The 21933-nt window shown below is 58.5% G+C and carries 15 protein-coding genes and 2 rRNA genes (1 of these 17 cut by a window edge); 7 read left to right on the top strand and 10 right to left on the bottom strand.

The window, feature by feature from the left end:
• Window positions 1-67: 67 nt before the first annotated feature.
• Window positions 68-505 (bottom strand): hypothetical protein, encoded by a 438-nt coding sequence (locus tag BXA01_RS06855; protein WP_071173062.1) that lies wholly within the window; start codon window positions 503-505, stop codon window positions 68-70.
• Window positions 506-608: 103 nt separating this feature from the next.
• Between BXA01_RS06855 and BXA01_RS06860 the strand changes: the two genes are divergently transcribed.
• On the top strand, window positions 609-1046 hold the full coding sequence (locus BXA01_RS06860; RefSeq protein WP_016775498.1) for a universal stress protein: 438 nt from the start codon (window positions 609-611) through the stop codon (window positions 1044-1046).
• A gap of 192 nt (window positions 1047-1238) precedes the next feature.
• Here the strand turns inward: BXA01_RS06860 and BXA01_RS06865 are convergent, their stop codons facing one another.
• Window positions 1239-3161 (bottom strand): ATP-binding cassette domain-containing protein, encoded by a 1923-nt coding sequence (locus BXA01_RS06865; RefSeq protein WP_039760799.1) that lies wholly within the window; start codon window positions 3159-3161, stop codon window positions 1239-1241.
• Window positions 3162-3375: 214 nt separating this feature from the next.
• On the opposite strand from BXA01_RS06865, the gene BXA01_RS06870 reads away from it, so the two are divergent.
• Window positions 3376-5304 (top strand): transglycosylase SLT domain-containing protein, encoded by a 1929-nt coding sequence (locus BXA01_RS06870; RefSeq protein WP_076563667.1) that lies wholly within the window; start codon window positions 3376-3378, stop codon window positions 5302-5304.
• Between the two features lie 79 nt (window positions 5305-5383).
• Here BXA01_RS06870 and BXA01_RS06875 read toward each other — a convergent pair whose 3' ends face one another.
• A complete protein-coding gene (locus BXA01_RS06875) occupies window positions 5384-7168 on the bottom strand; it encodes an ABC transporter transmembrane domain-containing protein (protein WP_172834002.1) in 1785 nt (594 codons plus the stop codon).
• Between the two features lie 258 nt (window positions 7169-7426).
• Here BXA01_RS06875 and BXA01_RS06880 point away from each other — a divergent pair, with 258 nt between their 5' ends.
• Window positions 7427-7606: a PA1571 family protein gene (locus tag BXA01_RS06880; RefSeq protein ID WP_024013646.1), complete on the top strand. Its 180-nt coding sequence runs from the start codon at window positions 7427-7429 to the stop codon at window positions 7604-7606.
• A gap of 167 nt (window positions 7607-7773) precedes the next feature.
• Here the strand turns inward: BXA01_RS06880 and pdxB are convergent, their stop codons facing one another.
• Window positions 7774-8916 carry a 4-phosphoerythronate dehydrogenase PdxB gene (gene pdxB / locus BXA01_RS06885; RefSeq protein WP_076563669.1) on the bottom strand — a complete coding sequence of 381 codons (1143 nt, stop codon included), beginning with the start codon at window positions 8914-8916 and terminating at the stop codon, window positions 7774-7776.
• 159 nt (window positions 8917-9075) lie between these two features.
• Here pdxB and BXA01_RS06890 point away from each other — a divergent pair, with 159 nt between their 5' ends.
• Window positions 9076-10485, top strand: coding sequence for an MATE family efflux transporter (locus tag BXA01_RS06890; protein WP_076563670.1), 1410 nt, complete (start codon window positions 9076-9078; stop codon window positions 10483-10485).
• Window positions 10486-10533: 48 nt separating this feature from the next.
• Here BXA01_RS06890 and tusA read toward each other — a convergent pair whose 3' ends face one another.
• Together tusA and rlmM are read right to left on the bottom strand one after the other, a co-directional pair.
• Complete coding sequence (tusA, locus tag BXA01_RS06895) at window positions 10534-10782, bottom strand: sulfurtransferase TusA (protein WP_016775503.1); 249 nt, start codon at window positions 10780-10782, stop codon at window positions 10534-10536.
• Between the two features lie 162 nt (window positions 10783-10944).
• Window positions 10945-12018 (bottom strand): 23S rRNA (cytidine(2498)-2'-O)-methyltransferase RlmM, encoded by a 1074-nt coding sequence (gene rlmM, locus BXA01_RS06900; RefSeq protein WP_076563671.1) that lies wholly within the window; start codon window positions 12016-12018, stop codon window positions 10945-10947.
• A 222-nt stretch (window positions 12019-12240) separates the two neighbouring features.
• On the opposite strand from rlmM, the gene acnA reads away from it, so the two are divergent.
• Window positions 12241-14982 (top strand): aconitate hydratase AcnA, encoded by a 2742-nt coding sequence (acnA, locus tag BXA01_RS06905; RefSeq protein ID WP_076563672.1) that lies wholly within the window; start codon window positions 12241-12243, stop codon window positions 14980-14982.
• A gap of 314 nt (window positions 14983-15296) precedes the next feature.
• On the opposite strand, the gene BXA01_RS06910 is transcribed toward acnA, so the two are convergent.
• A complete protein-coding gene (locus BXA01_RS06910; protein ID WP_076563673.1) occupies window positions 15297-15785 on the bottom strand; it encodes an SRPBCC family protein in 489 nt (162 codons plus the stop codon).
• A 176-nt stretch (window positions 15786-15961) separates the two neighbouring features.
• Between BXA01_RS06910 and BXA01_RS06915 the strand changes: the two genes are divergently transcribed.
• Window positions 15962-16876, top strand: coding sequence for an ADP-ribosylglycohydrolase family protein (locus BXA01_RS06915; protein ID WP_076563674.1), 915 nt, complete (start codon window positions 15962-15964; stop codon window positions 16874-16876).
• 40 nt (window positions 16877-16916) lie between these two features.
• A complete protein-coding gene (locus BXA01_RS06920; protein ID WP_076563675.1) occupies window positions 16917-17321 on the top strand; it encodes a lysozyme inhibitor LprI family protein in 405 nt (134 codons plus the stop codon).
• Window positions 17322-17365: 44 nt separating this feature from the next.
• Here the strand turns inward: BXA01_RS06920 and mrdA are convergent, their stop codons facing one another.
• The 3 genes from mrdA to BXA01_RS06935 form a co-directional block, all read right to left on the bottom strand.
• Window positions 17366-19258, bottom strand: a complete 1893-nt coding sequence (gene mrdA, locus BXA01_RS06925) for a penicillin-binding protein 2 (RefSeq protein WP_076563676.1) — start codon at window positions 19256-19258, stop codon at window positions 17366-17368.
• A gap of 192 nt (window positions 19259-19450) precedes the next feature.
• A 5S ribosomal RNA gene (rrf, locus tag BXA01_RS06930) occupies window positions 19451-19566 on the bottom strand.
• Between the two features lie 156 nt (window positions 19567-19722).
• Window positions 19723-21933: ribosomal RNA gene (locus tag BXA01_RS06935) — 23S ribosomal RNA — on the bottom strand (it continues 683 nt past the right edge of the window).

Genomic DNA, 21933 nt, shown 5'->3' on the forward strand with positions numbered 1-21933 from the left:
CATGTCGGGCTTTTTATTGCGCGTCTGCCGGACGTTTCACACCGTTGCAGTGAGAAAAGTCCGCGCATCACGCCAGTGCTTTCAGGGTCGCGTCGATATCCTGCAGAACCGTCGCCTCGCCCTTCTCGCCCCAGTACAAGGCGATCATCTGCTTGTCCGCTTCGATCTTGAAAACATTGCCCGGCAATTTTTCGAAATAATCGAGCAGGGTCCGGTCATCGCAGACTTCTTGCCATTGATTGACCCACACGCCCGGGGTTTTCTGCCAATAGGTCCAGCACGCCGGTTGACTGCCACGCCGCGGCCGATGGTACTGGGCGCAGGGATTCGGCGGCTCCGGCAGCAGCCAGTGCGGCCACTCCTGCGGCGCCAGCTGCATGGCCAGGCCGATGCGTCGAGCCTCCATGCGCAGGGCCATGCGCCCGCTCTGCGTTCGCGATGGGCGCAACCATGCCAGTGGACTTAAAACTACCAGCAGGATTGACACCACCAGCCAGACCGTCATATCTGTACTCCCGATTTTTGATGAGCCCATTGTGTCACTTGCGAACCAATGCGCTTGAAACCAGCCATACTTACCAATATCGAACCCTCAGGAGGAGCACCTCATGCCCTACCACCACATACTGGTCGCCGTAGATCTGACCGAAGAGTGCGACCCTGTGATCCACCGCGCCCGCGAGCTGTCGGTGAGCAACGCTGCCAAGTTGTCGCTGGTGCATATCGTTGAACCGATGGCCATGGCCTTCGGTGGCGACGTGCCAATGGACCTGTCACAACTGCAACAACAGCAGTTCGATCAGGCCAAGGAGCGTCTTGAAAAACTCAAATCGAAATACCCCGAGCTCGAAGGCGCCAATTGCCATCTGACCTACGGCCAGCCACGTCAGGAAATCCATCATTTCGCCAAGGAACAAGCGTGCGATCTGATCGTAGTCGGCAGTCATGGCCGTCATGGCCTGGCACTGCTGCTCGGCTCGACCGCGAATGACGTGCTGCACGGCGCACCTTGCGATGTACTGGCGGTGCACCTGGTCAAACGTTGATCTGTCTTGCTCTTTGTGGGAGCGAGCCTGCTCGCGAATACGTCGGCACATTCAATATGAGTGCTGCCTGACACACCGCTTTCGCGAGCAGGCTCGTTCCCACAGGTGACCTGCTCCCGCCTGTAGATCGCGCTACATATGAAAAGCCCGGCGCTCATCACTGAGCGCCGGGCTTTTTCACATCAGGAGCAATCAGGCATCCAGCTCGGCCCAACGCTCCACCAACGCATCCAGCTCGGCCTGCAATTGCTCCAGCGAAGCAATCACCTTGGCCGTTTCCGCCGGCGGACGCTGATAGAAACCGGCTTCAGCCATTTCCGCTTCAACTGCGGCGATCTGCTGTTCCTTGGCGTCGATGTCGCCCGGCAAAGCTTCCAGCTCACGCTGCAGCTTGTAGCTCAGTTTCTTCTTGGCAACCGGAGCAGCAGCCGCAGGCGCAGCCACCGGAGCCGGCTCAGCGGTAACCACCGCCGAATTCAGGTCAGCCTTGCCCGACTTGCTTTCAGTCACACCCAACAGACGCGGCGAGCCGCCCTGACGGATCCAGTCCTGATAGCCGCCGACATATTCACGAACCTTGCCTTCGCCTTCGAAGACCAGGGTGCTGGTCACCACGTTATCGAGGAATGCCCGGTCGTGGCTGACCATCAGCACGGTGCCGTTGAAGGTCAGCAGCACTTCTTCGAGCAGCTCGAGAGTTTCCACATCGAGGTCGTTGGTCGGTTCGTCGAGCACCAGCAGATTCGCCGGCTTGCTGAACAGCTTCGCCAGCAACAGACGCGCACGTTCACCGCCGGACAACGCCTTGACCGGCGTGCGTGCACGCTGCGGGCTGAACAGGAAGTCGCCGAGATAGCTCAGCACGTGGCGGCTCTGACCGTCGATGTCGATGAAGTCGCGACCTTCGGCGACGTTGTCGATCACGGTTTTTTCCAGATCCAGCTGATGGCGCAACTGGTCGAAGTAGGCGACGTCTATACGCGTGCCCTCTTCCACTTTACCGCTGGTCGGTTGCAGACCGCTGAGCATCAGTTTCAACAGGGTAGTCTTGCCGGTACCGTTGGCGCCGAGCAGACCGATACGGTCGCCGCGCTGCAGGACCATGGAGAAATCCTTGATCAGGAACGGCCCGCCCGGATGCGCGAAGCTCACGTTCTCGAGGACCATCACCTGCTTGCCGGATTTGTCGGCGGTTTCCAGCTGGATGTTGGCCTTGCCGGTACGCTCGCGACGCTCACTGCGCTCAACGCGCAGGGCTTTCAGAGCGCGCACACGACCTTCGTTACGAGTGCGGCGGGCCTTGATGCCCTGACGGATCCACACCTCTTCCTGAGCCAGACGCTTGTCGAACAGCGCGTTGGCGGTTTCTTCAGCGGCCAGCGCGGCTTCTTTGTGCACGAGGAAACTGGCGTAGTCGCCGTTCCAGTCGATCAGCCCACCGCGATCCAGTTCGAGGATGCGCGTGGCGAGGTTTTGCAAAAAGGAACGGTCGTGCGTGATGAACAGCACGGCGCCCTGGAAATCTTTCAACGCTTCTTCGAGCCAGGCAATCGCACCGATATCCAGGTGGTTGGTCGGTTCGTCGAGCAGCAGCAGATCGGGCTCGGACACAAGCGCCTGCGCCAGCAGCACGCGACGACGCCAGCCGCCGGAGAGTTCGGCGAGGGTCTTGTCGGCCGGCAGTTGCAGACGGCTCAGGGTGCTATCGACCAGCGTTTGAAGGCGCCAGCCATCACGGGCTTCGAGGTCGTGCTGAACATGCATCAGCTTGTCCAGATCGGCATCGGTGACGATGTTCTGGCTCAGGTGATGGTATTCGGCGAGCAAGGCGCCAACACCGTCGAGGCCTTCAGCCACCACGTCGAATACCGTCCGATCGTCGGCAACCGGCAATTCTTGCGGCAATTCGCCGATTTTCAGACCGGGGGCACGCCACACCGAGCCGTCATCGGGCTTCTGGTCGCCCTTGACCAGTTTCATCATGCTGGACTTGCCAGTGCCATTGCGGCCGATGATGCACACCCGCTCACCACGGGCGATCTGCCAGGACACCTTGTCCAACAACGGCATAGCGCCGAACGCAAGGGACACATCGCTGAATTTGAGCAGGGTCATGAGCTTCTCCAAAAACCGGGCGCGCATTCTACCTGACTTGAGGCTTCAGCAGGCCGGCAATTTGTCTGTCGAAGCACTCTGCACAACATTTGTTGCGAACTTGTGCAGCGAGGCTCGCAAAGCTTTCGCCGCTTGCTGGCAAAAGGCTAAGCTACAGTCAATTCAGTGCGGATTTCGATCGGCACTTGTCATGATTTCTCTGCCCGGATGTCTCATGCGCAGTCGCCTTTTCAGTGTTTTGTCCTGCTTGTTTCTTACCGCCGCTGCCGCTCAATCCGTCCAGGCGGTGGACTTGTCCACCCAACGCCAGTATTACGATGAAGCCAAGCGCGCCTTGGCCAAGGGTGATACCGGCCCGTATTTCCGTTACAGCCAGGCGCTGGCCGATTATCCGCTGGAACCGTACCTGGCCTACGACGAACTGACCGCGCGTCTGAAGACGGCGAGCAACGCCGAGATCGAGAAATTCCTCGCCGAACACGGTGATTTGCCGCAGGCCAATTGGATGAAACTGCGCTGGTTGCGCTGGCTCGCCGACCGTGGCGACTGGGCGACCTTCGTCAGGTATTACGATCCGAAGCTGAATTTCACCGAACTGGACTGCCTCAACGCGCAGTACCAGATCAGCCACGACAAGAAAGCCGAAGGGTATGCCAGTGCGGAAAAACTCTGGCTGACCGGCAAATCGCAACCCGCCGCCTGTGACGCGCTGTTCGGCATCTGGGCTGCCGACGGCCAGCTTACCGAGCAGAAACGTTGGGAGCGCACCAAACTTGCCGCGCAGGCACGCAACTATCCGCTGGCCAACAGCCTGATCAACGGCCTGACCACCCTCGCCCCGCGCGGTCGCTTGCTGGTCGACGTGGCGCAGAAACCCGAACTGCTCAACCAGCCGTCGCGCTTCACCCCGGCCGACGAGCCGATGTCAGACGTCGTCAGCCTCGGCTTGCGCCGCCTCGCTCGGCAGGATCCGGACAAGGCCATGGCTTTGCTCGACGGTTACGCCAGCAGCATGCATTTCTCTCGCGATGAGAAGGTCGCGATCGCTCGCGAGATCGGCCTGACCCTCGCGCGCCGCTTCGACAGCCGCGCGCTGGATGTCATGACCAAATACGATCCGGAGCTGCGCGACAACACCGTCTCGGAATGGCGCCTGCGCCTGCTCTTGCGTCTGGCACGCTGGAATGATGCCTATGAGCTGACCAAACGTCTGCCGCAAGACCTGGCCACCACCAACCGTTGGCGCTACTGGCAGGCGCGCAGCCTGGAACTGGCCGAGCCACAAAACCCGCAAGCGCTGACCCTGTACAAGAATCTGGCGCGGGAACGAGACTTCTACGGCTTCCTCGCCGCAGACCGTTCACAATCGCCTTACTCGCTGAACAACAAACCGCTGGTGCTCAGCCAGGCGTTGATCAACAAAGTCCGTAACACCCCCGGCGTACGTCGCGCGCTGGAGTTTCATGCACGTGGGCAGATCGTCGATGGGCGTCGCGAGTGGTATCACGTCAGCCGACATTTCAATCGCGATGAAATGGTCGCACAGGCCAAACTGGCCTACGACCTGAAATGGTACTTCCCGGCGATTCGCACCATCAGTCAGGCGCAGTACTGGGACGACCTGGACATCCGCTTCCCGATGGCGCACCGCGATACCCTCGTGCGTGAGGCCAAGGTTCGCGGCCTGCATTCGAGCTGGGTGTTCGCCATCACCCGGCAGGAAAGCGCGTTCATGGACGACGCGCGCTCCGGCGTCGGCGCCAGCGGTCTGATGCAACTGATGCCAGCCACCGCCAAGGAAACCGCACGCAAATTCAGCATCCCCTTGGCTTCGCCGCAGCAGGTGTTCAATCCAGACAAGAACATTCAGCTCGGCGCCGCTTACCTCAGCCAGGTGCACAGCCAGTTCAACGGCAACCGCGTGCTCGCCTCCGCCGCTTATAACGCCGGGCCAGGCCGCGTGCGTCAGTGGCTGCGCGGCGCTGATCACCTGAGTTTCGACGTCTGGGTGGAAAGCATCCCTTTCGACGAAACCCGTCAATACGTGCAGAACGTGTTGTCCTACTCGGTGATCTACGGGCAAAAGCTCAACTCGCCGCAACCGCTGGTGGATTGGCATGAGCGGTATTTTGATGATCAATGAGCAGGCAGCGACCGCCGGAGAATGAAAAATGCCCGTATCGTGAGATACGGGCATTTTTTATGGCGGATTACTGGGTCGGTTACTGGGTCGGTTCATCAGGCTGGCCATCATTAAACTGCAACGCCGCCAGCCGCGCGTACAGGGGGTTGCTGGCGATCAACTCCTGATGTGTCCCCACCGCTACCAGCTTGCCTTGATCCATCACCGCAATCCGGTCAGCGTTCTTTACCGTGGCCAGCCTGTGGGCAATCACCAGCGTGGTGCGGTTTTCCATCAGCGTTGGCAGAGCTTGCTGGATCAGATGCTCGCTCTGTGCGTCGAGGGCGCTGGTGGCTTCGTCCAAGAGCAGGATCGGCGCGTCCACCAGCAAGGCGCGGGCGATGGCCAGACGCTGGCGCTGACCGCCTGACAACCCGAGGCCGCCGTCGCCGAGATGAGTTTGATAGCCGTCCGGCATTTGTTCGATGAAGTCGTGGGCGTGGGCAATTCGCGCAGCTTCCTTGACCTGCTCCAGCGTGGCCGTCGGGCAGCCGTAGCGAATGTTGTCCTCCACACTGCCGAAAAACAACGCGGGGGTTTGCGAGACCAGGGCGAAACAGCGGCGCAGATCCAGCGGGTCAAGGCTGGTCAGCGGCACGCCATCGAGGAAAATCTGCCCCTCGCGTGGATCGTAGAAGCGCAGCAACAAGTCGTAAACCGTGGACTTGCCCGCGCCCGACGGCCCCACTAATGCCAAGGTTTCGCCCGCCCTCACCGTCAGATTCAAGCCATCGACGGCGTAGCTTTCCGGACGCGAGGGGTAGGAAAAGCGCACGTCGCGCAGCTCAAGTTCACCTTTGACTCGCGCTGGCAGAGTGACCAGTCCGGTCAACGGTGGCTGAATGATGTTTTCCGAACGCAGCAATTCTGCGATGCGTTCTGCTGCGCCAGCAGCGCGTTGCAGTTCGCCGATCACTTCGCTCAGCGTGCCGAACGCGCTGCCGACAATCAGGCTGTAGAAAACGAATGCCGCCAGCTCACCGGCTGATATCCGCCCCGCCATCACATCCATGCCGCCGACCCACAACATCACCGCCACCGCGCCAAGCACCAGCACGATCACCAAGGTAATCAACCACGCCCGCTGAAAAATCCGTTTGCGCGCGGTTTCGAACGCCTGCTCGACGGTCGAGGCGAAACGCTGCTCGTCCTGGACCTGGTGGTTGTAGGCCTGCACGGTTTTGATCTGGCCGAGGGTTTCCGACACGTAACTGCCGATATCGGCAATACGATCCTGGCTCTGGCGCGACAGATTGCGCACGCGGCGGCCGAAAATCAGGATCGGCGCGATTACCAGCGGCAGTGCAATCACGACAATGCTGGTCAACTTCGGATTGGTGATGAACAGCAGCACCACACCACCGATGACCATCAGCAGATTGCGCAGGAACAGCGAGAGCGACGAGCCGATCACCGATTGCAGCAGCGTGGTATCAGCGGTCAGGCGCGACTGGATTTCCGAGCTGCGGTTGTCCTCGTAAAAGCCCGGATGCAGATACACCAAGTGATTGAACACTTGGCGACGAATGTCGGCGACCACGCGCTCGCCTATCCACGACACCAGATAGAAACGGGCAAAGGTGCCCAGCGCCAGTCCGAGCACCAGCAACATGAAAATCCCGATCGACTGATTCAGCAGATGCGGCGAACGGGTCATGAAACCCTGGTCTACCAACAACTTGATGCCCTGCCCCATCGACAGGGTGATGCCGGCGGTCACGATCAACGCGAGTAAAGCGCCGAAGGCATGCCAGCGGTACGGCAGGAGAAAATGACTGGTCAGGCGCAGGGCGCGCCGGTGTCGGGAAGAAAACATGGAGATCATGGAGTTCACGTCTGAGCAAATGGATCGGGCCAGCCTACAGACTCAGATGGGGTGGAACTCTGTAAATCACAATGAGTCAGGTTAAATATGCCCGGGATGTCCGGATGCTAGAAACGATTGGTCTAAGGTTGCGGTTGAGACGAGCGGTCATTTCTGTTTGAGTAGAGATGCCGCCCGCCGACAGACCGCAGGGAGTTGTCACAGCCTGGTCACGTGGCGGTTTTAACTTAGGCACACAACCTGATGAGGAGACAGGCCATGTCCTTGCAACACAGCAGCGAAGACAAGATTGAAGTGATCCGCACCAAACCCGACCAGTCTCTGGGTTGCTCGATTATCGATGAGCAGGGCCGCGAAGTACCGATCACTGAAGACATGATCCAGGACGCTTGCCGCGAACTGGAGAAGCGATTGGTCAAGCCTGCCGAACAAGAGTGATGTAGCCACCGTCTTCCTGACCCGGCCCTGATTGGCCGGGTTTTTTATATCTGCAATTCGGGATTGGTGGTGTGGCTTTCGCGAGCAGGCTCGCTCCCACCTTTAACTTTGCTGCACTGTAGATCCCCTGCGGGAGCGAGCCTGCTCGCGAAAAGGCCAGCGCTGATTCAGACAGCCACCGCCCCCAGCGCCTCAACAATCTGCCGCAACCCCGGCGCATCTCCTTCAATTCGCACCTTCAGCCCTTCGATCTCGCGTCTCACCGGGTACTGCTTGCGCAACACATCAAACGCCGTACGCTGCTCAGCGACATTTCCCACCAGGCTGCGGCGGAAATCCGCATCATCGCGACGCGGGTCATACACGCCCCGGCACAACATCGCCAGCGCCCACGCCGGATCGCTGTCACCGTGCAGGGAAACTTCCGACAACCAGGTTGCTGGCAGCAGATCGCTGAGCTGGATAGCTGCAGGTTGGCCGCTGAAAGCGCAGTAGGCCTGATAAATCTGCGCGGTCCCGCGTTGCTTGCCGTCGAGGCTGTAACCGGCAATATGCGGCGTGGCCAATACGCAGAGCTCGGCCAGCGCAGGGTCGACTTCCGGCTCTTTTTCCCAGACGTCGAGCACCGCTTGCAGGTCCTCGCGCTCCAGCAGCACCTCACGCAGCGCTGCATTGTCAACTACAGGGCCGCGCGCCGCGTTGATCAGCCATGCACCTTGCTTGAGTTGTTGCAGACGCTGTTGATCGAACAGATGCCACGTCGCGTCGTCGCCATTGCGAGTCAAAGGTGTATGCAGACTGATCACGTCGCACTGTTCGATGATCTGCTCGAGGCTGACATAATCGCCGCCCTCGGCAGCCTGACGCGGCGGGTCGCAAACCTTGACGTTCCAGCCCAGGCCCTTGAGGACCTTGATCAAGCGCCCCCCCACTTCACCGGCGCCGACAACGCCGTAAGTACGCTGAGTCAGATCCGCGCCTTCGATTTCGGCCAGTGTGATCAGACTGCCCAGCACGTAATCGACCACCCCACGGGCATTGCAACCCGGCGCGCTCGACCAGCAGATCCCGGCCTCGTTGAAGTAATCGAGATCCAGATGATCGGTGCCGATGGTGCAGGTGCCGACAAAGCGCACCTTGCTGCCTTCGAGCAGCGCGCGATTGACGTTAGTCACCGAGCGCACCAGCAACACATCGGCCTGCTCAGCCGTCGCGCGGTCAATGGAGCGGCCCGGCACTCTGCGGATGTCGCCGAAACCGGCAAAAAAAGCATCGAGCAGCGGGATATTTTCGTCGGCAACAATCAGCATGGCGGGCTCCTTGGGCGGATCGGCAGTTTAGGTGCTGACGCGTCGATCAGCCAGCAGGGTTTACGCTTACAAATGCGCAACAGAGGATTATTCCTGACCGAGGTGTCAGCGGCGTAGAATGCGCCGCCTCGCGCATTAAACTTTCTGGACGCTTTGCCTGTGAACCCTGTAACTGACCAACCTGTCGCCGTCTCGCTGAGCCGCCCTGCGCGGATTCGCCTGGAGTTGAAAAACCTGCTCGCCCTCGCCCTGCCGATCATCATCGCGCAACTGGCGACTACGGCCATGGGCTTCGTCGATGCGGTGATGGCCGGGCGCGTCGGGCCCAAGGATCTGGCGGCGGTGGCGCTGGGCAACTCGATCTGGGTTCCGGTATTTCTGTTGATGACCGGCACCCTGCTGGCCACCACACCAAAAGTCGCGCAGCGTTTCGGCGCCGGCAAGCACAGCGAGATCGGCCCGATCGTGCGTCAGGCGTTGTGGCTGGCATTGGTAGTCGGACTGATCGCCACCTCGATGCTGGTCGCCGCCGAGCCGGTGCTGCACCTGATGAAGGTCGATCCCGAGCTGATCGGCCCGTGCATGCAATATCTGCACGGCATTGCCAGCGGCTTGCCGGCGGTCGCCTTCTATCACGTGCTGCGCTGCACCAGCGACGGCATCGGCCGCACCCGCCCGGCCATGGTGCTGGGCCTCTGTGGTCTGGCATTGAACATCCCGCTGAACTACATCTTCATTTATGGCCACTTCGGCGTGCCGGCCATGGGCGGCGTCGGCTGCGGCTGGGCCACGGCGATCGTGATGTGGGTAATGGCGCTGGGCCTGGCCGGGTATGAACGCTGGGCACCGGCCTATCGCTCTAGCGAATTGTTCAGCCGCTTCGACTGGCCGCAGTGGGCGGTGATCAAACGTCTGCTGTCGATTGGTTTGCCGATCGGCATCGCGGTGTTTGCCGAGTCGAGCATTTTTGCCGTGATCGCCCTGCTGATCGGCAGCCTCGGCGCGACGGTGGTGGCCGGGCATCAGATCGCGCTGAACGTCAGCTCGCTGGTATTCATGATTCCCTATTCGCTGGGCATGGCGGTCACCGTGCGTGTCGGTCAGGCGCTTGGGCGCGAAGAACCGCGTGAAGCGCGCTTTGCCGCCGGAGTCGGCATGGGCACGGCGCTGGCCTACGCCTGCCTGTCGGCGAGCCTGATGCTGGCGCTACGCGAGCCGATTGCGGCGATCTATACCGCTGATCCAACGGTGATTCATATTGCGGCGATGCTGATTGTCTATTCGGCGCTGTTCCAGTTTTCCGATGCAATCCAAGTGACCGCAGCAGGTGCACTGCGTGGCTATCAGGACACTCGGGTGACGATGATCCTGACTCTCTTCGCCTACTGGGGCATCGGTCTGCCGGTCGGTTATGCGCTGGGCCTGACCGATTGGCTCGGCGAGCCACGCGGTCCGAGCGGTTTGTGGCAGGGTTTGATCGTAGGCTTGAGCTGCGCAGCGTTGATGCTGTCGATTCGTCTGACACGCAGTGCGCGCAAGCGGATTCGAATCAGTCGTTCGATGGGTTGATCACCCATAAAAAAAGACCTGCATTTGCAGGTCTTTTTTTGCCCTGAGTCAGGACTTCTTGCGAATCCAGTACAGATAGGTGCCGGCCTCTTCATGCTGGCTGACCAGTTCATGGTCAAGAAACACGCAGAACTTGGGGATATCGCGCTTGGTCGAGGGATCGGTGGCGATCACCTTGAGCAGGCCGCCGGGTACCAGATCGCGAATGTGCTGGTGCAACATCATCACCGGCTCCGGGCAATTGAGGCCGGTGGCGTCGAGGGTGCCGTCGACCGGGGTATCGATCATTTCACTCATGGTTCACTCCAGAAACTGGCCGGCATTGTCGCGCATTGCTTGGGATATCGTCCAACCCATGTGGGAGCGAGCCTGCTCGCGAAGGCAATCCGTCAGTCAACACATCGCTGGCTGCCCCACCGCTTTCGCGAGCAGGCTTGCTCCCACACGCTCAGTGTTGTGTCAGCGCGATTTGGTTTTCCTGGTGTCGTGCCGGCGCAGATGGCAAGTCACTTCCTCGCGGTCGTGGTAGAGCTGCTTGCAGCCGATATCAACCTTGATCCCACGCGCCTTGAATCCATCGGCAATGCGCTCGAGCAGACGTTTCACTTCGGCATAACGCTGTTTCATCGGCAGCTTCAGGTTGACCACCGCCTCGCGGCAATGCCCCTCGCCGATCCACTCTTCCAGCATCGCCGCGTTGCGCGCCGGTTTCTCGACGATGTCGCAAACCATCCAGTCCACCGGCTGCTTTGGCTTGAAGGTAAAACCGTCAGCCATCAGATGCTGGACCAGCCCGGTTTCCATCAGGCTTTCAGCCATCGGGCCGTTGTCGATTGCGGTGACCAGCATGCCACGGTTGACCAGTTGCCAGGTCCAGCCGCCCGGCGCGGCGCCGAGGTCGACGCCGGTCATGTCGCTGTGCAGGCGGTCTTCCCACTGATCACGTGGAATGAAGTGGTGCCACGCCTCCTCCAGCTTCAAGGTCGACCGGCTCGGCGCCTCGCGAGGAAACTTCAGGCGCGGAATACCCATCGGCCACATCGCCGAATTGCCGGCATCGGCCATGCCGAGAAACACTTCGCGACCACTTTTGAAGGTCAGCAACAATCGCGGCTTGCTGGCGTCTTCCACCAGTTTGCCAGCGGCGGTCAGCGCCTTGCGCAGCGGGCCTTCGAACTTTTTGCAAAAGTTCGACAGTTCCTTGCCGTCATTGGTATCGACCACTTCCAGCCACAGACTGCCAAACACCGGGAAATCGGTCATGTGCGCGAGGATTACGCTGATGCGATCGTTTTCCGGCAGATCAATGAAAAAGCCCCGCGCCCACTGCCGCGGGAAGATCAATTCGGCGAAACGCTGACCGCGCATCAGGCGTTCGGCGCCGTCGGCTTCAGTGCAGACAAACTCGGCGCAGGCCGTGGCGGTTTTGGCTTTGGCGTAACCGGCGACATTGAGACGGGCGGCGAGATCGGAAATCTCCGAACAGACTTCGCCTTCGAAGCCGGGCCGGCAATGCATGAATAGGGTGTTCATTCTTACTCCTGGGCAACGGTCGATCATTCGACCGTTGCGCGATGCTCAAGCCTTGCGTTGCCGCAATGCCTGTCACGAAAACCGGCGCATGATAGCTGAAGTCGGAACCATGGTTGCGCCGATAGAGTCCAGTTATTAGCCAGCTACTCAAAACAGGGCTAGGTTTAATGCTCTGCCCGTCCCCTCAGTCCGTAGCCGTGCGGACTCAAAGGAGTGATCGTAATGCCGTCCCTCGATAGTCTGAAGTCACTGAAAACCCTACAAATCGACGCCACGACCTACCACTATTTCAGCCTGCCGGAAGCCGCCAAAAGCCTGGGCGACCTCGACAAGCTGCCGATGTCGTTGAAGGTCCTGCTGGAAAATCTGCTGCGCTGGGAAGACGAAAAAACCGTCACCGGCGCTGACCTCAAGGCCATCGCCGCCTGGCTTAAGGAGCGCCGCTCCGATCGCGAAATCCAGTACCGCCCTGCCCGCGTATTGATGCAGGATTTTACCGGTGTGCCCGCCGTGGTCGACCTCGCCGCCATGCGTGCAGCGATGGCCAAGGCCGGTGGCGACCCGCAACGGATCAATCCGTTGTCGCCGGTGGATCTGGTGATCGACCACTCGGTGATGGTCGACAAGTTTGGCAGCGCCAGTGCGTTTGAACAGAACGTCGACATCGAAATGCAACGCAACGGCGAGCGCTATGCCTTCCTGCGTTGGGGCCAGAGTGCGTTCGATAACTTCAGCGTGGTCCCGCCGGGTACCGGCATCTGCCACCAGGTCAACCTTGAGTACCTCGGCCGTACCGTCTGGACCAAAGACGAGGATGGCCGCACTTACGCGTTCCCCGATACGCTGGTCGGCACCGACTCCCACACCACCATGATCAACGGCCTCGGCGTTCTCGGCTGGGGCGTGGGCGGGATCGAGGCGGAAGCGGCGATGCTTGGGCAACCGGTATCGATGCTGATTCCAGAAGTGATCGGCTTCAAACTCACCGGCAAACTCAAGGAAGGCATCACCGCCACCGATCTGGTGCTGACCGTAACGCAGATGCTGCGCAAGAAAGGTGTGGTCGGCAAATTCGTCGAATTCTATGGCGACGGTCTCGCCGACCTGCCATTGGCCGACCGTGCGACCATCGCCAACATGGCCCCGGAATACGGTGCGACGTGCGGCTTCTTCCCTGTCGACGATGTCACGCTGGAATACCTGCGCCTGTCGGGTCGACCGCCGGAAGTGGTGAAGCTGGTCGAGGCCTACACCAAGGCTCAAGGCCTGTGGCGTCTGCCTGGTCAGGAGCCGGTGTTCACCGACAGCCTGGCGCTGGACATGGGCAGCGTCGAAGCCAGTCTGGCCGGGCCGAAACGCCCGCAGGATCGCGTCTCGCTGCCGAACGTCGCACAGGCCTTCAGTGATTTCATCGACCTGCAATTCAAACCGACCAGCAAGGAAGAAGGACGCCTGGAAAGCGAGGGCGGTGGCGGCGTGGCGGTGGGCAACGCCGATCTGGTCGGTGAAGCGGACTACGAATATGAGGGCAAGACCTATCGCCTGAAAAACGGCGCCGTGGTCATCGCCGCGATTACCTCCTGCACCAACACCTCCAACCCGAGCGTGATGATGGCGGCCGGGTTGCTGGCGAAGAAAGCCGTCGAGAAAGGTCTGACGCGCAAGCCTTGGGTCAAAAGCTCACTGGCCCCCGGTTCGAAAGTCGTCACCGACTATTACAAGGCTGCCGGGCTGACTCAGTACCTCGATCAGCTAGGGTTTTCGTTGGTCGGCTACGGTTGCACCACCTGCATCGGCAACTCCGGGCCACTGCCGGAGCCGATCGAGAAAGCCATTCAGAAAGCCGATCTGACCGTCGCATCAGTCCTGTCCGGCAACCGCAACTTCGAAGGTCGCGTACACCCGCTGGTGAAAACCAACTGGCTGGCTTCTCCACCACTGGTTGTCGCCTACGCATTGGCCGGCAGTGTGCGCACCGATATCAGCAGCGAACCGCTGGGCGAGGATCAGCAGGGCAATCCGGTGTATCTGCGCGATATCTGGCCGAGCAGCCGGGAAATCGCCGAGGCGGTGAATCAGGTCAATACGGCGATGTTCCACAAGGAATACGCCGAAGTGTTTGCCGGTGATGATCAATGGCAGGCCATCGAGGTGCCGCAAGCGGCCACCTACGTCTGGCAGGACGATTCGACCTACATTCAGCATCCACCTTTCTTCGACGACATTTCCGGCCCTCTGCCGGAAGTGAAAGACGTCAAAGGTGCGCGAGTCTTGGCTTTGCTCGGCGACTCAGTGACCACCGACCATATCTCCCCCGCCGGCAACATCAAGATCGACAGCCCGGCCGGGCGTTATCTGCAGGAAAAAGGCGTCGAACCGCGCGACTTCAACTCCTACGGTTCCCGTCGCGGCAATCATGAAGTGATGATGCGCGGCACGTTTGCCAACATCCGTATTCGCAACGAAATGCTGGGTGGCGAGGAAGGTGGCAACACGATTTACATCCCCACCGGGGAAAAAATGGCGATCTACGATGCAGCGATGAAATATCAGGCTTCGGGGACGCCGTTGGTGGTGGTTGCCGGTCAGGAGTACGGCACCGGGTCGAGCCGTGACTGGGCGGCGAAAGGCACCAATCTGCTGGGCGTCAAAGCGGTGATTGCGGAGAGCTTCGAACGTATTCACCGCTCGAATCTGGTCGGCATGGGTGTGCTGCCGTTGCAGTTCAAGCTTGATCAGAACCGCAAGAGTCTCAATCTGAGCGGCAAAGAGAAGTTCGAGATTCTGGGATTGACCGGCGTCGAGCTGAGGCCGCGGATGAACCTGCCGCTGGTTATCACTCGGGAGGATGGGCGTCAGGAAAGAATCGAAGTCTTGTGCCGCATTGATACGCTGAATGAGGTCGAGTACTTCAAATCCGGGGGGATTCTGCATTATGTGTTGCGGCAGTTGATTGCTTCGTGACGGGATGACATTCGCCCAGGCTGTGATCTTTTTGACCTGGCTTTCAAAAGCAGGATCAAAAGATCGCAGCCTTCAGCGGCTCCTACATTCAGGCGAAAAAAAACCCGCCGAAGCGGGTTTTTCCCAAGACCATTATCGACTCCCTGTCGGCAGCGATCCTTGCGATGGTCGATCGTCCATGATCCTGAAACACTCCCTGTGTCTCAGTTGATGTGTGTAGATTACCCAGTGGATCCAATCAGCAATAGTCGTAAAAGCTCCCAACGCGTGTAAGACATTCGCCATACAAACACTTCCGAAAACCCCTAGGTCCGTCAGGCACCGCCGCTTTCACCAGCCCTGGCGCTTTCGGCGAGAAACTGTTCAAGCCTGCTCAACTGCTCCTCCCAGCCGCGACTGTCCATGTAATACGCCTCTTTCTGACGGATATCAGGGATGTGCGCGAAGCCGGACTCCGAGACCTTGAGTAGAGTGCCGTCCTCGAAGTCCTGCAATTCGAATTTGACCAGCGTGGTCGGCTCTTGTGAGTAGTCGATCTTCGGGTTGACCGCATACGGGTGCCAGCGGAAAGAAAACAACTGCTGCGGCTCGACCCGCTCGATCAGCACATTCCACAATACGTGTTCATAACCGGGGTACGTGACCTGGCCCTGCGTCCACTCACCGGCAATGAAGCGCCGGCCCTCAAGTGCCACGCCAAACCACTGGCCAAACGCTTCGGCATCGACCAATGCGCGCCAGACATGGGAACGCGACGCCTTGAGCGTGATTTTGCGTTCGAAACTGTTAGGTACTGGTTTCATACGTCACCTCCTGTTCTGAACACTAGGCTTGTATGACCACATGTCCAATGCGAAGTTGTATCCAGGCGCTGCTGGCATCGGTTCGAGCGGACACATCCTGCCGTAGTTTCCGCTCTGTAATCAGCCCCGTCTGACCTGTTATCTTGCCAGCGAATCCGCAGAAACAAGGACGAATCATGCAGCCTTCTCTCGCCGATCGGTATCGCGGCGCCCTCCTCGGCCTGGCTTGCGGCGATGCGGTCGGCACAACGGTTGAGTTCCAACCGCGAGGATCATTCCAGCCGCTGAGCGACATGATCGGCGGTGGTCCGTTTCAGCTCAAGCCTGGGCAATGGACCGATGACACTTCAATGGCACTCTGCCTGGCCGAGAGCCTGCTGCGCAAAAACGGTTTCGACGCGGCTGATCAGATGGGCCGCTATCTCAATTGGTGGAAATGGGGATACCTGAGCTCCACCGGGGAATGTTTCGACATCGGCATGACCGTCAGCCAGGCGCTGGAACAGTTTCAGCGAACCGGAGAGCCTTTCGCAGGGTCGACTGACCCGTTGACTGCTGGTAACGGGTCGCTGATGCGGTTGGCACCAGTCGTGCTGTTTTATTTTCCGGACGCTCGACAGATCCAGATCCACGCTGCCGACAGTTCGCGCACAACCCATGCGGCGCCGGAGGCAATCGAGTGCTGCCAATTGCTGGCTGATCTGATTGCACGAGCGCTTGAGGGAGCCGACAAAACGCAACTGCGCCAATCGCTACTTGCTGACTATTCCCAACCCAAAGTGGTTGCGATCGCGCGGGGTGAGTATCTCGGCAAAAAAGAAAACGAAATCAAGGGCAGCGGCTATAGCGTGCAATCATTGGAAGCCGCTTTGTGGTGCTTCCATCACACGCAAACGTACGCTGACGCGATACTGAAAGCAGCCAATCTAGGTGATGATGCGGATACCACAGCTGCTATCGTGGGTCAGTTGGCCGGTACTTACTACGGCGCTCGGGCAATTCCCGAGCACTGGCTGGAGCGGCTGCATGACGGCGAGGAAATCACGGCCACTGCGGATCGCTTGCTTGAAGCCTCCCGGCTACGTACATAACACTCGATACACTCTTTCCACTCGATACAGCGAGAACCTTATGTCAGTGCGTCTGCTTCTGGCCTCTGCGCCCTTATTGTTTGCCCCTTTCGCCCATGCCGCCGTTGATTGCGCCAACGCCAGCGATCAGTCGACGATGAATCAATGCGCGGCGCAAGCCTTCAAAGCGGCAGACAAGGAACTGAATACGCTCTATCAGCAGATCACCGGACGCCTGAAGGACAACCCGGACGCAAAGAAGCTGCTGGTCAACGCGCAGCGGGCGTGGGTCAGCTTCCGGGATGCCGAGTGCAAGTTTTCGGCATCCGGGGTGGCGGGCGGGAGTGTTTATCCATTGGTTTACAGTAGTTGTCTCACAGCCGTAACCAAGGCCAGAGTAGAAGCCCTCAAGCAGTATTTGCAATGTGAGGAAGGTGATATGAGCTGCCCGGTACCCGGTGCGTAATCACAGGCTCCCCTTACGGAGCCTGTGCTGTGAAACGTTACGCCTCAGACGTGAGGATCGCCCGGCGCTTTGCTCGGCGCCGCATATTGAGGTTTAAGGTGACCATCCTGATCGAGTAACCAGGCGTCCATGATCTGCCGCACTACTGGACCGGCAACACGACCACCCGCCTCGCCGTTCTCGATCATTACCGAGATGGCGATCTTTGGATGCTCGGCCGGTGCGAATCCTACAAACAGGGCGTTGTCACGGTGGCGCTCGAGGGTTTTCTCGCGGTTGTAACGCTCACCCTGCTTGATCGCCACCACCTGCGCCGTACCACTCTTGCCGGCGATGCGGTATTGCGCGCCCGCAGCGGCCGCTCGGGCAATACCTCGAGCATCGTGCATGACCATCTGCATACCGTGGTTGACCTGCTCCCAATCGCGCGGGTCCTTGAGCAGGATATTGGGCATTGGATGTTCGTCGACCGGCGCTACACCGTCGACCGACTTTGCCAAGTGAGGCCGATTCCATATCCCCTTATTGGCGATCAGGGCAGTGGCCTGGGCCAATTGCAGCGGTGTGACCTGCATGTATCCCTGGCCGATGCCGAGAATAACCGTCTCACCGGGATACCAGGCCTGTCGCCGTGTAGCGCGTTTCCACGCTTGCGACGGCATCAGACCGGGGGACTCTTCAAACATGTCCAGCGAGACTTTTTCACCAAGGCCGAACATCGCCATGTAGTCGTGCAGACGATCGATGCCAAGCTTGTGCGCCAGATCGTAGAAGTAGGTGTCGTTGGAACGCATGATCGCCGCGTCCATGTCCACCCAGCCGTCACCGCTGTGGTTCCAGTTGCGATACTTGTGATCAAAGTCCGGTAATTGGTAATAGCCGGGATCGTATACGCGGGTCTGCGGGGTCACGACGCCGGCGTCCAGACCAGCGATGGCGACTTCCGGCTTGATCGTCGAGCCTGGGGCGTACAGGCCGCGCAATACGCGGTTAAACAGCGGACGGTCGATGGAATCGCGCAGCGCTGAATATTCCTTTGAGCTGATGCCAGTCACGAACAGATTCGGATCGAAGCTCGGATTGCTGACCATCGCCAGCACTTCTCCGGTGGACGGGTCGAGAGCTACCACTGAACCACGACGGTCGCCCAAAGCAGCTTCGGCTGCTTCCTGCAGCTTTACATCGAGGCTCAGGACGATGTTTTTGCCTGGCACCGGATCGGTGTGCTTGAGCATCCGTAGCACACGGCCTTGAGCATTGGTCTCGACTTCTTCGTAACCGACATGGCCGTGTAATTGCGCCTCATAGAAACGCTCGATACCGGTTTTACCAATGGACTGCGTACCTCGGTATTCCACGGAGTCGAGGGTTTTAGCTTCCTTTTCATTGATCCGACCGACATAACCGATCGAATGAGCGAAATGTGCGCCGAGAGGATAGTGCCGGACAAACTGCGGTTCGACATCAATGCCCGGCAAGCGAAATTCGTTCACCGCCAGGACGGCGATCTGCTCTTCCGTCAGCTCATAAAACAGTGTGACCGGTGTGAATGGATGCCGGGATTGCTTCATCGCCTTGTCGAATACCGTGCGGTCTTCAGCAGGCAAGTGCAGCAAGTTGATGACTTCGTCCAATTCTTGATTGACGTCGGTTGCACGCTCACGGGTGATGGTCAGGTTGTAGCTGGGACGGTTGTCGGCGAGCAATACGCCGTTGCGGTCGTAGATCAATCCACGCGTCGGCGGTATCGGCAGGACATGGACACGGTTGTTTTCGGAGATGGTCGAGTGGTAATCGAATTCCACGACCTGGAGAATGTACAGGCGCACCACCAAAGCGCAGCTGATGGCGAAGACGAACAGAGCGCAGGCGATCAATCGTTTGTTGACCAGCCGCGTCTCTTTTTCATGATCCTTGATCGGGATTGGTTCAGGCATTTCTACAGCAACTCTTTGACATAAATGAGTGCCGATCCGTGGGCAGGGCATCAGTCCGTTAAAAAAACGAGCTGCACCATATCAAAACTGGCCGTCCACTTCAGAATGAATTTCACCGATGGCACTCTGAAAACTTTCTCGCAGGCAAAACAAAACCCCAACTGCTTTCGCAATTGGGGTTTCGGAATTTAATCTTGACGATGACCTACTCTCACATGGGGAAACCCCACACTACCATCGGCGATGCATCGTTTCACTGCTGAGTTCGGGATGGGATCAGGTGGTTCCAACGCTCTATGGTCGTCAAGAAATTCGGGTACTGACTCGTGACCAGATGGCCTCGCTTCAGCAAATTGGGTATGTGACAGCTTTCGGTGTTTGTGCGTTTCGAACTTTCGGTTCGTTTCGTCTTCACACACCGCAATCTGGTGCCTTCTCAGGTCAGCAAATTGCTTGGGTGTTATATGGTCAAGCCTCACGGGCAATTAGTATTGGTTAGCTCAACGCCTCACAGCGCTTACACACCCAACCTATCAACGTCGTAGTCTTCGACGGCCCTTCAGGGAACTCAAGGTTCCAGTGAGATCTCATCTTGAGGCAAGTTTCCCGCTTAGATGCTTTCAGCGGTTATCTTTCCCGAACATAGCTACCCGGCAATGCCACTGGCGTGACAACCGGAACACCAGAGGTTCGTCCACTCCGGTCCTCTCGTACTAGGAGCAGCCCCTCTCAAATCTCAAACGTCCACGGCAGATAGGGACCGAACTGTCTCACGACGTTCTAAACCCAGCTCGCGTACCACTTTAAATGGCGAACAGCCATACCCTTGGGACCGGCTTCAGCCCCAGGATGTGATGAGCCGACATCGAGGTGCCAAACACCGCCGTCGATATGAACTCTTGGGCGGTATCAGCCTGTTATCCCCGGAGTACCTTTTATCCGTTGAGCGATGGCCCTTCCATACAGAACCACCGGATCACTAAGACCTACTTTCGTACCTGCTCGACGTGTCTGTCTCGCAGTCAAGCGCGCTTTTGCCTTTATACTCTACGACCGATTTCCGACCGGTCTGAGCGCACCTTCGTACTCCTCCGTTACTCTTTAGGAGGAGACCGCCCCAGTCAAACTACCCACCATACACTGTCCTCGATCCGGATAACGGACCTGAGTTAGAACCTCAAAGTTGCCAGGGTGGTATTTCAAGGATGGCTCCACGCGAACTGGCGTCCACGCTTCAAAGCCTCCCACCTATCCTACACAAGCAAATTCAAAGTCCAGTGCAAAGCTATAGTAAAGGTTCACGGGGTCTTTCCGTCTAGCCGCGGATACACTGCATCTTCACAGCGATTTCAATTTCACTGAGTCTCGGGTGGAGACAGCGCCGCCATCGTTACGCCATTCGTGCAGGTCGGAACTTACCCGACAAGGAATTTCGCTACCTTAGGACCGTTATAGTTACGGCCGCCGTTTACCGGGGCTTCGATCAAGAGCTTCGCGTTAGCTAACCCCATCAATTAACCTTCCGGCACCGGGCAGGCGTCACACCCTATACGTCCACTTTCGTGTTTGCAGAGTGCTGTGTTTTTAATAAACAGTCGCAGCGGCCTGGTATCTTCGACCGGCATGAGCTTACGGAGCAAGTCCTTCACCCTCACCGGCGCACCTTCTCCCGAAGTTACGGTGCCATTTTGCCTAGTTCCTTCACCCGAGTTCTCTCAAGCGCCTTGGTATTCTCTACCCAACCACCTGTGTCGGTTTGGGGTACGGTTCCTGGTTACCTGAAGCTTAGAAGCTTTTCTTGGAAGCATGGCATCAACCACTTCGTGTTCTAAAAGAACACTCGTCATCAGCTCTCGGCCTTAAGATCCCGGATTTACCTAAGATCTCAGCCTACCACCTTAAACTTGGACAACCAACGCCAAGCTGGCCTAGCCTTCTCCGTCCCTCCATCGCAATAACCAGAAGTACAGGAATATTAACCTGTTTTCCATCGACTACGCTTTTCAGCCTCGCCTTAGGGACCGACTAACCCTGCGTCGATTAACGTTGCGCAGGAAACCTTGGTCTTTCGGCGTGGGTGTTTTTCACACCCATTGTCGTTACTCATGTCAGCATTCGCACTTCTGATACCTCCAGCAAGCTTCTCAACTCACCTTCACAGGCTTACAGAACGCTCCTCTACCGCATCATCCGAAGATGATACCCGTAGCTTCGGTGTATGGTTTGAGCCCCGTTACATCTTCCGCGCAGGCCGACTCGACTAGTGAGCTATTACGCTTTCTTTAAAGGGTGGCTGCTTCTAAGCCAACCTCCTAGCTGTCTAAGCCTTCCCACATCGTTTCCCACTTAACCATAACTTTGGGACCTTAGCTGACGGTCTGGGTTGTTTCCCTTTTCACGACGGACGTTAGCACCCGCCGTGTGTCTCCCATGCTCGGCACTTGTAGGTATTCGGAGTTTGCATCGGTTTGGTAAGTCGGGATGACCCCCTAGCCGAAACAGTGCTCTACCCCCTACAGTGATACATGAGGCGCTACCTAAATAGCTTTCGAGGAGAACCAGCTATCTCCGAGCTTGATTAGCCTTTCACTCCGATCCACAGGTCATCCGCTAACTTTTCAACGGTAGTCGGTTCGGTCCTCCAGTCAGTGTTACCTAACCTTCAACCTGCCCAT

Source organism: Pseudomonas sp. B10, from assembly GCF_900156235.1.
Lineage (GTDB): Bacteria > Pseudomonadota > Gammaproteobacteria > Pseudomonadales > Pseudomonadaceae > Aquipseudomonas > Aquipseudomonas siliginis.